Origin of the sequence: Streptomyces sp. NBC_01485, assembly GCF_036227125.1 — a bacterium.
Taxonomy (GTDB): domain Bacteria; phylum Actinomycetota; class Actinomycetes; order Streptomycetales; family Streptomycetaceae; genus Streptomyces.
The window spans coordinates 6,097,493-6,113,618 of record NZ_CP109435.1 but is presented as its reverse complement, the minus strand read 5'-3'; the positions used below and the strand labels follow the sequence as shown (position 1 = coordinate 6,113,618).

The following is a 16,126-nucleotide window of genomic DNA, read 5'->3' as shown; positions in this document are numbered from 1 at the left end:
GCTTGACGGGGGTGAGCAGTGATCTATTTACTTGCCCGGCCCAACATGAGGATTGGGTGAGAAATTGTAGTGGGGGAACTGTGCATCGACTCAAGAGTCCTCGGCCCGGCCGCGACCGGGTGCGAAGACCACAGGGCGTCATATCCGGCATCACCTCGGTCGCTCTGCTGGCGGCCCTGCCCGCCCTGGCGCTCAACGCGCCCGCCGCCCACGCCGACACCCTGGACGCGGCCGGCCCGACGACCGCTCAGACGGCCCGCGAACGCGCCGTCTCCACCGGCGAACCCGTCGAGGTCACCGCCGACCGGACCGAGTACTCCACGACCACCGCGAACCCGGACGGCACCTACACGCTGACCCAGTCCGCGGTGCCGCAGCGGGTCAAGGACGACGACGGCTCCTGGGACGCCGTCGACACCACGCTCGTCCGGCGCGCCGACGGCTCCGTCGGCCCGAAGTCCGCCGTCGTCGACCTTTCCTTCTCGGCGGGCGGCGACGGCTCGCGGCTGATCCACCTGGGCGACGAGCAGGGCTCGTTGCGGCTGGGCTGGCCGGGCAAACTGCCCGCGCCGCGCCTCGACGGACCGACGGCCACCTATCCCGACGTCTTCGACGGAGTGGACCTCCAGCTGACCGCGACGGCCGAGGGTTACCGCGAGGTACTGGTCGTCAAGACCGCCGCGGCCGCCGCCGACCAGGCGCTGGAGCGGATCACGCTCCGGGCGACCGGCGACGGACTGACCGTGACCCCGGGCACGGGCGGCGGCCTGCGCGCCGTCGACGGCGACGGCAACACGGTCTTCAAGGGCCCCGCCGGGCAGATGTGGGACTCGGCCGGCGACACCGACGCGGACACCGGCCCGAGCACCCAACTGCTGTCCGTGGCCCGGGCCTCGGACACCACGACGCCGGCCGCCTCGGCCCCGGCGGCCGAGCCCGACCCCGTCGAGGAGGGCGTCCAGCCCGGCTCCGGTGACACCAGCGCGGTCATGCCGGTCGAGGTGAAGGGCGACGCCGTCTCCGTGCGGCCCGACCTCGGGCTGCTGCGCGGCCAGGACACCGTCTACCCGGTCTACATCGACCCGTCGGTGGGCCTGGGCGTGTCCGAGCGGACCGTGCTCTCCTCGGACGGCGACAAGTTCTGGCAGTTCAACGGCGACTACGGCGTCGGCCGCTGCAGCGTCTCCGGCCCGTACTACTGCGGCAACAACTACACCAACCGCATGTACTTCGAGTTCTCGCCCTCGAAGCTGTCCGGCAAGTACGTCATCGACGCCACCTTCCGCGCCCGCGAGACCTGGTCCTTCAGCTGCACCGCCAAGTGGGTCGACCTGGAGCGCACCAACAACATCTCCGAGGGCACCAGGTGGCCGGGTCCGACCCAGCTCGACCAGATCGGCGACCGGCTCGTCTCGGCGGGCCGCGGCAGCCAGTGCAGCCCGGAACAGCCCAACCAGTGGGTGGAGTTCAACGACAACCCGGACGAGACGGACGAGAACCTGACGTCCACGGTCCGCAGCTTCGCCGACGGCAAGATCTCCCGGCTGACCCTGATGCTCCGGGCCAAGGACGAGTCCGACCCCGCTGCCTGGAAGCGGTTCGACGACAACGCCGAGCTCCAGGTCAACTTCGCCTACCGGCCCGGCGCCCCCACCAACGTGGGCGTCATCCCCGGCGACGGAACCACGGCGTACTGCAAGACCTCCGCCGACCCGCTGATCGTCACCCGCAAGGACCCCATGCTCCAGTCCCGGGTGCAGACGAAGGTCGAGAGCGGCGCGGGCGCCGAAGAGGGTTCACTGCAGTCCGAGTTCTTCGTGGAGCGCGGTGACGACGCGGCCTGGCACTCGGTGTGGACCGGCTACCGGCCCGCCAGCGGCTGGGATCCGGACGACACCCTGGAGAAGCTGCGCATCAGCGAGCGCGCGGACGGCGGGCTGTACCGGCTGAGGTCACGCACCCAGTCCCACTGGAGCTACGGCGGGAAGTCCGGGGACCTGTTCTCCTCGTCCTCCTCGTGGTGCTACTTCAAGATCGACTCGACGGCGCCGAAGGCGCCGCAGATCACCAGCAACTCCCCGTACACGCCGTGCACCGCCAACCTGTGCGAGGGCCACGGCAATCCGGGCGTGCCCGGCAGCTTCCGCTTCAAGCCGAACGCCGCGGACACCGACATCATCGGCTACCGCTGGCGGCTGCTGCCGACCGCGACGTCCGGCGCCAGGACGGTCACCGGATCCAGTGTGACCGTCCCGGACATCACCCCGCCGCTGGCCGGCAGTCAGGTGCTGTCGGTGGAGGCCAAGGACGTGCGCAACCGCTGGGGAACGCCCGCGGAGTTCTCCTTCAAGGTCGCCCCGGCCGCCGGTGCGGTGGGCCGCTGGCACTTCGACGACGGGGCGCCGAGTTCGGGCGTGACCGTGGCGAAGGACGGTGCGACGGAGGGCACCCGGCACGACGCAACCCTGCAGACCACGCGCTCCGGCTGGTCGGGCCTGGGCCGTCGCGGTGACACGGACTACTCGCTGTGGCTCAACGACAGCGCCACCGACACCACGCGCGACGGATACGCGTCCACCGCCGCACCCGCGGTCAACACCAAGGACTCGTTCACCGTCTCGTCGTGGGTGTATCTGACGGACGCCTCGACGAGCCACGTGGTCCTCTCGGCGCCCGGCGCGAACGCCTCGGCGTTCACCCTGTACTACTCGTCGAGCCTCAAGAAGTGGGTGTTCAACCGCACCGCCACGGACGTCAAGGACAACCCGGTCTACCTTCGCTCCGTCGCCGACGCCGCGTCCCCGCCGATGAACGTGTGGACGCACCTGACGGCCGTGTTCGACACCAAGCGCGACACGGACAAGACGAACGACACGATCCAGCTGTTCGTCAACGGCCGTGCGCAGGGCAAGCCGGTGGTGCTGAACGCGCTGTCCACCGCGTACACGCCGTGGACGTCCTCCGCCGGTCTGCAGTTCGGCCGTTCCCTGGTCGGCGGCGTGTACGGGGAGAACTTCCGCGGACGCGTCGACGAGGTGGCCGTCTGGCAGTACGCCCTGACGCCGGAGCAGATCGCGCAGGAGGCGTCGCTCACCCAGGACGGTGTCGCCGCCAACGAGCTCTCCGCGTTCTGGGACGCCACCACGTCGACCGGCAACCAGGTCAAGGAACTCTCCCAGTACTCGGTGCCGCCGATGCAGCTGTCGACGTCCGGGGCCGTGCTGGACGAGGACAACAACGCCCTGGACCTGGACGGCACCGCCGGATACGCCTCGGCGGCCGGTCCGGTGACCGACGAGACCGGCTCGTTCACCGTCGCCGCGCGGGTGCGGCTGGACTCCGCGAAGCTGGCGTCGAAGCCGGTGGGCTACCGCGCCCAGGTGGCGGGCCAGGCCACCGGCACCGAGTCGTCGTGGGCCCTGTGGGTGGTCAAGCCCGCGGCGGACGTCTACCAGTGGAAGTTCACCCGCACCGCCGTCGGCTCCGACGGCAAGGTCACCCAGAGCGCGGAGGTCGCCGCCGGCGACGTCGCCGAGCTGGACACCTGGGTGTACGTCACCGGCGTCTTCGACGCCCAGGAGACGTGGCAGTGGTCCGACCCGGCCGACGCGTCGAAGACGGAGGACCGGCTCGGCCGACTGCACCTGTACGTCGGCGAGTTCGAGCAGCTCGGCGAGGACGCGGCCGGGTTCTCTGCCGCACAGCAGGGCAGCGGCACGGTGTCGGCGGGCCGCGGCGCGGCCGGCGGCTCGACGGGCTACTACCTGCCGGGCTCCTTGGAGACGCTGCGCGTGTGGACCGGCGCGATGAGCGCCGACCAGGTCCGCTCCCAGGTCCTGGCCGACACCCTGTGACGGGCTGACCGACCCTGCGCCCCCGGTGGGCCGGGACGGATGCGGACCCCCGCGCCCGTCCCGGCCCGCCCCACTGCCCTGCCTCGCGGATGCCACCCCTGCCGAGGGGCCACCCGCATCTGACAGCGAAAGCAGCACGGGTGGTGCGGGCGGGCGGCCGGCCGAAGGCGAAGCCGAGGCCGGTCAGCCCGCCCACCGAGACCACACCACCCCCACCACGAGGGAACCCATGAGACAGACACCGCCGGTCCGGCATGCCCCGGACCGGAATCCACCCGGCAGAACGCCCTGGCTCAGGCGCGTCGCCGCACTCGCCGGATTCGCCCTGTTGCCCGGTCTGCTGACCCCGGCCGCGTACGCCGTCACCGGCGGCACCGACCCGCTCGGCCGTCCGAAGCTCGACGCCCCGCGCGCGCAGCGGGTCTCCCCGTTCACCGCGCAGGTGAACAGGAAGACCGCGGCCGAGGTGCAAAAGGCCGCCGCAGGCGACCGCACCGCGGCCCAGCGCGCCCGCGAGGACCAGGCCAGGCCCACCACCTGGCCGACCGCCGGCCACGCCCGGCTGACCCTGCCCGCCACGGGCAAGGGCGGCGCCGCCCGCACCACGAACGCCGCCGCCGGCTCGCTCCCCGTGACACTCTCCGCCCCGACCGCCGGGAAGAAGGCCGCGCCCGCCGCCGGACCGGTGACGGTGGAGGTCCTCGACCAGCAGACCGCGCAGCGGCTCGGCATCAAGGGCGTGGCCCTGAAGGTGACCGGCCCCCGAGGCGGGGGCAGCGCCCGACTCGGCATGGACTACGGCAAGTTCGCGGCGGCGTACGGCGGCGACTGGGCCGGACGGCTGCGCGTGCTGCGCCTGCCGGACTGCGCCCTGACCGACCCCACCGCGTCGAAGTGCCACCGCGTCCTGCCGGTGCCCTCCGGCAACGAGCGCGCCGACGAGAACGTCTGGGCCGACCTGACGTTCCCCAAGGCCACCACGGCCACCGCCGTCCCCTCGGCCAGGACCGCCACCGCGACCGGTGGAAGAACGATGCTCCTCGCGGTCACGGCGGCCTCCGGCGCCACGGCCGGCGGCGGTGACTTCAAGGCGACCCCGCTGTCCGCGTCCTCCACCTGGGAGGCGGGCGGCAGCTCCGGCACCTTCACCTGGAGCTACCCCCTCAAGTCGCCCAACCCGGCCGGCGGCAAGGGCCCGGAGCTGTCCCTGTCGTACGACTCGGGCAGCGTGGACGGCCGTACCGCCACCACCAACAACCAGGGCACCCAGGTCGGCGAGGGCTTCGACCTGACGTCGTCGTACGTCGAGCGCAAGTACGGCTCCTGCGACGACGACGGCCACGACGGCAAGTACGACCAGTGCTGGAAGTACGACAACGCCTCGCTGGTGCTGGGCGGCAAGGCCACTGAGCTGGTGAAGGACGACACCACCGGCGAGTGGCGGCTGAAGAGCGACGACGCCTCCAAGGTCACCCACTCCGCCGGCGCCGACAACGGCGACGACAACGGCGAGTACTGGACGGTCGTCGCGGGCGACGGCACCAAGTACGTGTTCGGCCTGAACAAGCTCGACGGCGCCGCCGACGGCGTCCGCACCAACTCGGTGTGGACCGCGCCGGTCTTCGGCGACGACGAGGGCGAGCCCGGCTACTCCGACGGCACCGCCTTCGCCGGCCGGGACAAGAAGCAGGCCTGGCGCTGGAACCTCGACTACGTCGAGGACACCCACGGCAACGCCATGAGCTACTGGTACACCGCCGAGACCAACAACTACGACAAGCTCGGCGACGACAACACGGGGACGCCGTACGTCCGGGGCGGCTACCTGAAGGAGATCCGCTACGGGCAGCGGGCCGGCGCCCTGTTCAGCGCCGCACCCCAGGCCTCGAACAAGATCACCTTCGGTTACGCGGAGCGCTGCCTCGCCTCCGGCACCGGCTGTGACGCGCTGACCAAGGACACCCGGGACAACTGGCCGGACGTGCCGTTCGACGCGGTCTGCAAGGACGGCGACAAGTGCACGTACAACCTGAGCCCGACCTTCTTCACCCGTAAGCGCCTGACCACGGTCACGACCTACGCGTGGAACGCGGCGGCCACGACGCCCGCCTTCGAGGCGGTCGACGGGTGGGCGCTGAAGCAGCTCTACCTCGACCCGGGCGACACAGGTGACTCCGCGGACCAGTCACTGTGGCTGGACGAGATCAAGCACACCGGCAAGCACGGCGGCGATCTGTCCCTCGACCCGGTCAGGTTCGACCACGTCTTCCTGCCCAACCGGGTCGACAGCCCGTCGGACGACATCCTGCCCCTGAACCGGCCCCGGCTGAAGACGATCACCTCGGAGACGGGGGCGCAGACGATCGTCGACTACCTGCCGGCGGACTGCACGGCCGGACAGACCATGCCGAAGGCCGACGAGAACACCAAGCGCTGCTACCCGGTGTACTGGTCGCCCAACGGCGAGAAGGTCCCGGTCCTCGACTGGTTCCAGAAATACCCGGTCAGCGCGGTGCGCACCACGGACCCGCTCGGCGGCTCCGAGGCCGTGCAGCACAGCTACCAGTACTCCGGCGGCGGCGCCTGGCACTACGACGACGACCCGATGACCCCCGCCAAGGAGCGCACCTGGTCCCAGTGGCGCGGCTACGGCACGGTCACCCACCTCACCGGCCCGTCGGGCGGCACCCGGACCAAGACGGTCACGGTCTACCTGCGCGGCATGAACGGCGACCGGGTGCTCGGCCCGGACGGCAGGACGCCGGACGCGGACGCCCGTAGGACCGTCAAGGTCAGCGGCATCAAGGCGGCGGAGGTCACCGACTCCGACCAGTACGCCGGCTTCTCGCGCGAGACCGTCTCCTACGACGGCACCGCCGAGGTGTCGGGCACGATCAACGACCCCTGGTCGAAGCGGACCTCGACGCAGCACAAGTCGTACGCCGACACCGAGGCGTACTTCGTGCGCATCGGCGCCTCGCACGCCCGCACCGTCGTCACGAGCAAGCTCCAGCCGTCCGACCGGGTCCGCACCACGGCGACGACCTACGACGACTACGGCATGCCGGTCACGGTGGAGGACCGCGGCGACGACTCCGTCACCGGCGACGAGAAGTGCACGCGCACCTGGTACGCGCGCAACGACACCGTCGGCCTGAACTCCCTGGTGTCCCGCACCCGTACGGTCGCCAAGGCCTGCTCGGTGACCGACGCGAACCTGGATCTGCCGGCGGACTCCACCCGCCCGGGTGACGTGGTCTCCGACGCCGCCACCGCCTTCGACACCAAGACCTGGTCCGCGACGCAGAAGCCCACCAAGGGCGAGGCGCAGTGGGCGGGCCGCGCGAAGGCCTACGGCACCGACGACGCCCCGGCGTGGCAGCAGACGGCCACCACGGACTTCGACACCCTGGGCCGCCCGGCGATCCTGCGCAACGCCCGGAACACGATCACCTCCCGGACCGTCTACACCCCGCCGGCGGCCGGTCCGCTGACCTCGACCACCGTCTACAACGCCAAGGACCACGCGAGCACCACGGTCCGGGACTTCGCCCTCGGCACGGACCTGTCGGTGACCGACGCCAACGGGCGCAAGACCGAGACGGAGTACGACAGTCTCGGCCGGTCCACCAAGGTGTGGCTGCCGAACCGGTCCAAGGCCCTCGGCAAGACCCCGAACTACGTGTACACGTACAGCATCACGTCGTCGGCCCTGCCGTACGTCGCCAGCGCGTCGCTCAACGGCGACGGCTCCGCCTACAACACCACCTACGAGATCTACGACTCGCTGCTGCGCACCCGCCAGGTGCAGGCGCCGTCGGCCGCCGGCGGGCGCCTCATCGCGCAGACCCTCTACGACGGCCGCGGCAACGCGGTCACCGCCGAGTCCGACATCTGGGACGAGAAGACGGCGCCGTCCGGCAAGATCGTGGAGATCGACGGCAGCCAGCCGCCCCAGCAGACCGACACGGTCTTCGACGGCGCGGGCCGTGCCATCAAGACGATCACGAAGAACTACGGCGTGACCCGCTGGTCGACGGACACCGTCTACCTGGGTGACACCGTCACCACCAGCGCGCCGGCCGGCGGCCAGGCCAACGCGGTCGTCACCGACGCGCTCGGCCGGACCGTGGAGCGGCGCGACTACGCCGGCCCCAAGCCGACCGGCACCGACCTCACCACCACCCGCTACACCTTCGATCCGGCCGGTCACCAGCAGACGCTGGTCGCCCCGGACAAGTCGACGTGGACCTACACGTACGACCTGTTCGGCCGTCAGTTCACGGTGGACGACCCGGACAAGGGCAGGACCACCACGTACAGCAACGACCTCGACCAGGCCGACAAGTCGGTGGACAGCCACGGCAGGACCCTGCTGTTCGAGTACGACGTCCTCGGCCGCAAGACCGGCATGTGGCAGACGTCCAAGACGGACGGCGACAAGCTGGCCGTCTGGACCTTCGACGAACTCGCCAAGGGCCAGCAGGACACGGCCGTGCGGTACGTGGGCGGTGCGACCGGCAAGACGTACACGCAGAAGGTCACCGGCTACGACCCGCTCTACAAGGTCACCAAGAACCAGCTGACCCTGCCGACCGACGACCCCATGGTCACGGCGGGCGTGCCCAGCACCCTGTCGTTCTCCACCGGGTACAACCTGGACGGCACGGTGAAGCAGGCCGCCGCGCCCGCGGTGGGCGGACTCGCGGCCGAGACGGTGTCGTACACCTACGACGGCCTGGGCCAGGTGCTGACCGCCAAGGGCTCCACCGGCTACCTCCAGGACGTCGCCTACTCGCCGCTCGGCGACGCGCGCCGGCTGACGCTCGCCACCGACGCGACCTCGGCCAAGAAGGTCTACCTCAACCAGGACTACGAGGCCGGCACCCGCCGGCTGACCCGGTCCTACGTCACGGACGACGTCCACGGCTTCATGCTCCAGGAGCTGAAGTTCGCCCAGGACGACGCCGGCAACGTCACGTCGATCTTCGACGGGACCACGCTGGGCGGGGCCGGTCAGGCCGACTACCAGTGCTACACGTACGACGGCCACCGCCGGCTGACCGAGTCGTGGACCCCGAAGACCGCGGACTGCGCCGCCTCCGGCCGCACCACCGCCAACCTCGGCGGCGCGGCCCCCTACTGGACGACCTACGGCTACAAGGACAGCGGTCTGCGCGACACGCAGGTCGAGCACACCGCCACGGGCAACACCACGACGTCGTACGTCTACGGCACCACCCGCGGCCAGCCGCACGCCCTCGCCCGGACGGAGACCGCGGGCAGGACCAGCGGCTACGACTACGACGCCACCGGCAACACCATCTCCCGGCCCGGCACCCAGGCCGCCCAGACCGTGGTCTGGGACGCGGAGAGCAGGGTCACCTCGGTCAGCGAGCCCGCCGCGGGCACCAAGCCGGCCACCAGGACCGGCTACCTGTACGACGCCGGAGGCGAGCTGCTGATCCGCCGTGCCGACACCACGGACGGCGAGAGCGTGCTCTACCTCGGCACCACCGAGGTGCGCCTGAAGACCAGCGGCGGCGGGGCCGCCAAGGCCCTGTCCGGCGCCCGCTACTACAAGGCCGGCGACAAGACCTTCGCGGTGCGCACGGCGACCTCCGGCGTGACGGGCACGAAACTCACCTTCCTGGCGGGCGACGACCACGGCACCTCCGCGCTGGCGGTCGACTCCGGCACGCTGGCCTACGTCAAGCGGTACACCACGCCGTTCGGCGCCGCGCGCGGCGCCGCGGCCACGACCTGGCCGGACGACAAGGGGTTCCTGGGCAAGCCGGCGGACACCACCACGGGTCTGACCCACCTCGGCGCCCGTGAGTACGATCCGGCCACCGGCCGGTTCCTGAGCGTGGACCCGCTGCTGGAACCGGAGAAGGCCCAGTCGCTCAACGGCTACTCCTACGCCTCCAACAACCCGGCGACCGTCAGCGACCCCACCGGTATGTCCGACGGGCTCGGCGGCATCATCGGCGGGATCATCGGTGCCATCGTGGACGCCGTGACGGCCGTGGTCGGCATCCTCGGCGCGATCATGGGCGGCGGAGGCGGCAACGGCGGCGGTCTGGGCACGGCCCCGACCAGCAACCTGGGCAACACCAGCTCCAACAACCTCTGGACTCCGGGATCGACCTACAACTTCATCACCAAGTCCTGGGACACCCCGTTCATGAACCGGGGCAACGAGACCATGGACGACTGGCTCGCCGGGATCAAGGACTACGGCGTCGTCAGCGACGACAAGGCGGCCAACCGCTGGGACACCTCGCGCGGGCTGTTCTTCGGCTGGCTGTGGGGCGGCGGCTATCCGCTGCGGGAGCACCAGGACTTCCGGGGCGGGGACGCGTTCACGTCCATCCTGGCGACCGACTCCAAGTTCAGCGAGTGGCGCAACCGGCTCGTCGGGCAGGCCCGGGACAAGGGGATGCAGGCGAAGTACGCCAAGGAAACCGCCGAGTTCAGCTTCAAGGACAAGGGTCCCGAGCCGAACAGCCCCTGGTACAAGTTCAACTCGATCCGCGGTGCGGTCTCGGACGTCGCGGGCGTGCTGACCAACGGCGGCATCGGCACGGACAACTCGGCGGACGCCTTCCTCGGCAGCTACTCGGCCACCGGAAGGATCAAGTCGCTCAACAAGAAGGAGGGCACGGTCACCCTCAAGTTCACGGCGACGAACAAGTCCGACTGGAACTCGGCGACCCATGTCATCCCGCGGTCGTGGAACCCGGCCTTCGAGGACACCTTCGGAGCGGCGGTGACCGAGGACTTCTCCTGGGAGGAGAAGTGGCCCGTCAACGAGTGCGTGAACTATTCGGACTGGCTCGGATAGTCACGTGAGGTGAACACGCGCAGTCCCACGGTGGGGAGCCTCTTCGGGGCTCCCCACCCCCTTTGAACAGCGACCGAACAGCGACGAAGTAAGGTGCGAAAATGCTGAGAACCACCCGCAGGATCGCCCGCACCATCGGCGCGGTGGCCCTTCCCCTTCTGCTGCTGCCCGCCTGTTCCGGGGAGAGGACCGCGACCACCGACGTGTCGGTCGCCAAGGTCGCCGGCAGCTGGAAGGGACCCGACGGCGAGCGGGTCTCCCTGACCTCCGACCACGCCTTCACGTCCGCCGGGCTGGACTCGCCGAAGCTCAAGGACACCCACTGCGCGGGCGGCGAGGACTCCGGCACCTGGGGTTTCTACGTGCCGGACGGCGACGACGGCGAAGCCGTGTCGGACACGGCCGGCTCGGGCGACTGGATCGGCCTCTCCTTCAAGAGCGACGCGACGCAGGAGTTCCCGTGCAGCGTGCAGCTCGCCGTCGTGGACGGGGGCAGGACCCTGTGCGCGACCGACGACCCCGACCTCCCGTGCGGACTCGACGTGAGGTTCACCCGCGCGTCGTGACCTGACCGTCGTCGGCCGGCGGTTCCGGCTCCCCGCCACCGCCCCCGCTCGTCGGGGCGGCGGCCGGGGTGGCCGCCGGTGCGACGCGGGACGCCGTTGCTCCCCGGGGCCGGGGGGCGTTCCGCAGCAGGGCCTGCTCGCGGGAGTAGGCGTGCAGGTAGCCCACCACCGTATTCGTCACGGCCACCAGGGGGACGGCCACGATCGCGCCGCCGATGCCGGCCACCATGCCGCCCGCCGCGACCGAGAGGACCACCGCCAGCGGGTGGACGCGTACCGCGCGGCCGAGGATGAACGGCTGGAGGATGTGGCCCTCGATCTGCTGGACGGCCAGCACCACCGCCAGGGTCATCACCGCGGTGAACACGCCCTGCGTGACCAGCGCGACCACGACCGCCAGCGCGCCGGAGGCGACCGCGCCGACCAGCGGGATGAAGGAGAACAGGAAGATGAAGACGGCGAGCGGGACGGCCATCGGCACGTCGAGGAAGTAGATGCCGAGGCCGATGAAGATCGCGTCGATCAGCGCGACTATCACCGTGCCGCGCACGTACGCCGTGAGCGTCGCCCAGGCCCGCGGACCCGCGCCCGCCACGCCCGGCCGGGCCTCGGCCGGGACCAGCTTGAGCGTCCACTCCCAGATGCGCTTGCCGTCGTAGAGCAGGAAGAGGGTCGAGAAGAACGCCAGGAGGATGCCGGTGAGGGCCTCGACGACGACCGTGACGCCCTCCAGGCCCGCCGAGGTGATCGAGTCGGTGTTGTCGCCGATCGCTTCGCGCAGGTTCTTGGCGATGCCGTTGATCTGCTTGTCGGTGACGTGGAAGGGGCTGTTGAGCAGCCAGCGGCGCAGGTCGTCGATGCCGTTCTGGACCTGGTCGGAAAGATCGTCGATGTTCGCCATGACCTGCCAGGTCACGAACCAGCCCATCAGGCCGATGACGACGAACCCGAGGATCGCCGTCATCGCGGTGGCGGCCCCGCCGGGCACCCCGAGCCGCTTCAGCCGGGCCACCGTGGGTTCGAGGAGCGCGGTGAGGAGCAGGGCGACCACGAAGGCCATGACGACCAGTTGGACCGCGCTGATGACCCTGATCAGGACCCAGAGGGTCCCGGCGAGCACCAGCAGCCGCCAGCCGGCCTCTGCGGCGACCCGCACCCCCCACGGCACGGCGTGCACGGGATCGGGACGCGGGCCGGGCCGCGGGGGTTCGTCGGCCCCGGACGGCACCGCGCCGGAGGCACCGGAGCCTCCGGAGGCGTCGTCGACGGGCGGCGACGGCTCTCGCTCGGGGACCTCGCCCTCCCGCTCGACCTCCGCGCGCCGTTCGTCGAGCCGCTCACCCATCTCGCTCAGACCGGCGCCGATGCGGCCGAGCCACCCTGGCACTCGCGACATGATCCGTCCTCTTCCCCCGTCTGTCCCCACCACTCCCCCTGGAGTCGTCGGTCCCGGCCGTACCAGCCATACCAGCCGTTACGGCCGTACCGACCGTACAGGGCGAAAGCCCCTCCCCCTATGACGGGGAGGGGCTGCGCGGGGTTGAGCGACGGGTGCTGACGCCTGCTCAGTAGGAGCCGTTGGCCTGCCAGTAGTCCCAGGCACCGCAGGGGCTGTCGTAGCGGTCGTTCATGTAGTTCAGGCCCCACTTGATCTGCGTCGCCGGGTTGGTGCGCCAGTCGGCGCCGGCGGACGACATCTTCGAGCCGGGGTAGGCCTGGACGAGGCCGTAGGCGCCGGAAGAGGCGTTGACGGCCTGGTAGTTCCAGGTGGACTCGTGGTCCACGATGTTGCTGAAGCACTGGAACTGGCCGGCGGGCACGATCTGCCGGGCGATGGCCTGGACCTCGCCGACGGTGTACGACGACTGCTGCGTGAAGGTGCCGGCGTCGACGCTCGAGCCGGTGGCGGCCTTGGTCTCCGCCTCGGCGCGGTCCTTGGCTTCCTTGGCTTCCTTGTCGGCCTTCGCCTGGTCCGCGGCGTCCTGGGCGGCCTGCTGCTTGGCCACCGCGTCCTTGGCCGCCTGCTTGCGGGCCGTCTCCTCCGCCGACTTCCTGGCGGTGGTGTCGGCGGCGATGGCCTGGACGGAGGCCTGCTGCGTCATCGCGGACGTCTGCACGTCGGCCTGCTGGCCCGCGGGTAAGTCCGCGAGGAGGATCGAGTCGTCCGCCGTCGCCTCGGCGTCGTTGGGCTGCGCGACGCTGCCCTGGGCGACGCCCATGACGGCGCCCACGGCGGTGACGGCGGTGGCGGAGGCCACGGCGAAGCCCCGGGTCGATATCCGGCTCACACGGATTCCTTCTGGTATGTCATCAGGTGGTCAGGTGAGGGGGGAGGAACGGCCGGGGCCGTGCGGGCTCGCTCAGTACCAGTGGTTGGCCTGCCAGAACGACCACGCCTCGCAGGGGCTGCCGTACCGGCTGTCCATGTAGTTCAGGCCCCACTTGATCTGGGTGGCCGGGTTGCTCTGCCAGTCGGAGCCGGCGGACTCGTACTTGCCGGCGGGCAGCGCCTGGAAGAGGCCGTAGGCACCGGAGGAGGCGTTGACCGCGTGGTAGTTCCAGCTGGACTCGTGGTCCACGATGTTGCTGAAGCACTGGAACTGGCCGCTGGGCACCATCTGTGCCGCCATCGCCTGGATCTGGTCGATGGAGTAGGAGCTCTGGATCGGGAAGTCGCCCGCGCTGCGGCTGGCCTTGGCCTTCGCCTCGGCGCGCTCCTTGGCCGCCTTCTCGGCGGCCTCCTTCTTCGCGACGGCCGTCTCGGCGGCGGCCTTGCGGGCCGCTTCCTCGGCGTCCTTCTTCGCGCCCTCGTCCGCGGCGATGGCCTGGTAGCTGGCCTGCTGCGCGAGGGACGCCGTCTGTACCTGGGCCTGCTGGCCCACCGGTATGTCGGCGAGGAGCGTCGTGTCGCTCGCCGTCGCTTCTGCGTCGTTGGGCTGCGCGACGCTGCCCGAGGCAACACCGACGACGCTTCCGACAGCGGTGACCGCCGTGGCCGAGGCCACTGCGAATCCCCGGACCGAGACCCGGCTCACACGGTTTCCTTCCAGCATCGCCCGCTTCGGTGACCCTGGCGGACGCAATCGTGCCCTTTGACGCTGGTCTCCGAACTACGGGGTCACAGGAGACACGGGCCCGGTGGGCAACTCCCGCTACGGGAGCGCCGCATGGTGCACGGGCGGCATACGACGGTCTGTATGGAGTTGAGGATGAAGCTCAAGTGGTTGTGCACCGCTGGGGGTACACGTGTGTCGTATGCGGGGCCTGACAGGACTGAGACTCTGCCGTAACCAAACCGCCAGGGCAATTCCGGGCCGAGTGTGAAAGCTCACATTCACGGGGACCCCGGGAATTCAGTGAAACCCCCACATGCGTCGGCGCCGCCCGACTAGGCTCACAGCCTTTGCCGGACGGCGCCAACCACCACACAGCCCCGGTCAATTGGGGCAGGGTGTTCAGATCTGCCCGTCCTCCAGCATTTCGGTCACAAGTGCCGCGATCTGGGACCTCTCGGACCGGTTCAGCGTCACGTGCGCGAAGAGCGGGTGCCCCTTCAGTTTCTCGACGACGGCGACCACACCGTCGTAACGCCCGACCCGCAGATTGTCCCTCTGCGCCACGTCGTGGGTCAGCACCACCCGCGAGTTCGCCCCGATCCGGGACAACACGGTGAGCAGCACATTGCGTTCGAGCGACTGCGCCTCGTCGACGATCACGAAGGCGTCGTGGAGGGAACGGCCCCGGATGTGGGTCAGGGGCAGCACCTCCAGCATGCCGCGCGCGGTGACCTCCTCGATGACGTCGCGGCTGGTGACCGAGGACAGCGTGTCGAAGACCGCCTGCGCCCAGGGGCCCATCTTGTCGGCCTCGGAACCGGGCAGGTAGCCCAGCTCCTGCCCGCCCACCGCGTACAGCGGCCGGAAGACCATCACCTTCTGGTGCTGACGGCGCTCCAGGACCGCTTCCAGGCCCGCGCAGAGCGCGAGCGCGGACTTGCCGGTGCCGGCCCGGCCGCCCATCGACAGGATCCCGACGTCCGGGTCGAGCAGCAGATCCAGCGCGATGCGCTGCTCCGCGCTGCGGCCCTTGATGCCGAAGGCCTCCCGGTCGCCGCGCACCAGCCGGACGTTGCCGTCGGCGGTGACCCGGCCGAGGGCCTTGCCGCGCTCCGACTGGATGGTCAGACCCGTGTGCACGGGAAGGTCGGCGACCTCGGGCACATAGAGGTGCCCCGCCTCGAAGAGGACGTCGACCTGCTCACCGGACAGGGTCAGTTCGGACATTCCGGTCCAGCCGGAGGAGCCTGTGATGGCGAGCTCGGCGCGGTACTCCTCGGCGAGGAGTCCGACGGACGAGGCCTTGATCCTGAGCGGGAGGTCCTTCGACACGACGGTGACGTCGAATCCCTCGGCCTGCAGATTGCGGGCGACCGCGAGGATGCGGGAGTCGTTGTCCCCCAGGCGGTAGCCGGAAGGCAGCACGCTGGGGTCCGAGTGGTTGAGCTCGACACGGATGGTGCCGCCGAGTTCCCCGATCGGGATCGGGGCGTCGAGGCGACCGAACTTCACCCGGTAGTCGTCCAGCAGACGCAGCGCCTGCCGGGCGAAGTAGCCGAGTTCGGGATGGTGCCGCTTGGCCTCCAGTTCCGTGACCACGACGATGGGGAGCACGACTTCGTGCTCCTCGAAGCGGGTCATGGCGTTCGGGTCGGCCAGCAGGACGCTGGTGTCGAGAACATAGGTGCGCCGGTCTGGCATACGGCGCTTTGTGCTGGTCACCACGGAAGGACGTACCCCCTCGGATGAGGTCGGGGAGCGACGGAGTGGAGCTGGACCGGTTCTCGGCCGCCCTGCACGGGC

General features: G+C 70.4%; 7 protein-coding genes. 3 read left to right on the top strand and 4 right to left on the bottom strand.

The window, feature by feature from the left end:
• Positions 1 to 80: 80 nt before the first annotated feature.
• From OG352_RS27765 to OG352_RS27755, 3 genes are all read left to right on the top strand, one after another.
• Entirely contained in the window at positions 81 to 3,854 is a 3,774-nt protein-coding gene (locus OG352_RS27765; protein WP_329220624.1) for a LamG-like jellyroll fold domain-containing protein, read from the top strand.
• Positions 3,855 to 4,083: 229 nt separating this feature from the next.
• Positions 4,084 to 10,701: an RHS repeat-associated core domain-containing protein gene (locus OG352_RS27760; RefSeq protein WP_329220622.1), complete on the top strand. Its 6,618-nt coding sequence runs from the start codon at positions 4,084 to 4,086 to the stop codon at positions 10,699 to 10,701.
• A gap of 101 nt (positions 10,702 to 10,802) precedes the next feature.
• Positions 10,803 to 11,267: a hypothetical protein gene (locus tag OG352_RS27755; RefSeq protein ID WP_329220620.1), complete on the top strand. Its 465-nt coding sequence runs from the start codon at positions 10,803 to 10,805 to the stop codon at positions 11,265 to 11,267.
• Here the strand turns inward: OG352_RS27755 and OG352_RS27750 are convergent.
• The 4 genes from OG352_RS27750 to OG352_RS27735 all read right to left on the bottom strand — a co-directional run bounded on the left by OG352_RS27750 (position 11,251) and on the right by OG352_RS27735 (position 16,048).
• Positions 11,251 to 12,663 (bottom strand): AI-2E family transporter, encoded by a 1,413-nt coding sequence (locus OG352_RS27750; protein WP_329220618.1) that lies wholly within the window; start codon positions 12,661 to 12,663, stop codon positions 11,251 to 11,253. The two genes, OG352_RS27755 and OG352_RS27750, sit on opposite strands and share 17 nt — an antisense overlap.
• 169 nt (positions 12,664 to 12,832) lie before the next feature.
• Positions 12,833 to 13,555 (bottom strand): transglycosylase SLT domain-containing protein, encoded by a 723-nt coding sequence (locus OG352_RS27745; protein ID WP_329220616.1) that lies wholly within the window; start codon positions 13,553 to 13,555, stop codon positions 12,833 to 12,835.
• Between the two features lie 72 nt (positions 13,556 to 13,627).
• Positions 13,628 to 14,302, bottom strand: coding sequence for a transglycosylase SLT domain-containing protein (locus OG352_RS27740; protein ID WP_329220614.1), 675 nt, complete (start codon positions 14,300 to 14,302; stop codon positions 13,628 to 13,630).
• 420 nt (positions 14,303 to 14,722) lie between these two features.
• Positions 14,723 to 16,048, bottom strand: coding sequence for a PhoH family protein (locus tag OG352_RS27735; RefSeq protein ID WP_329220612.1), 1,326 nt, complete (start codon positions 16,046 to 16,048; stop codon positions 14,723 to 14,725).
• Between the last annotated feature and the right edge of the window lie 78 nt (positions 16,049 to 16,126).

Coding starts and splice junctions, on each gene's coding strand:
- OG352_RS27760 (WP_329220622.1), top strand. CDS start 4,084: ATGAGACAGACACCGCCGGTCCGGCATGCCCCGGACCGGAATCCACCC.
- OG352_RS27750 (WP_329220618.1), bottom strand. CDS start 12,663: ATGTCGCGAGTGCCAGGGTGGCTCGGCCGCATCGGCGCCGGTCTGAGC.
- OG352_RS27755 (WP_329220620.1), top strand. CDS start 10,803: ATGCTGAGAACCACCCGCAGGATCGCCCGCACCATCGGCGCGGTGGCC.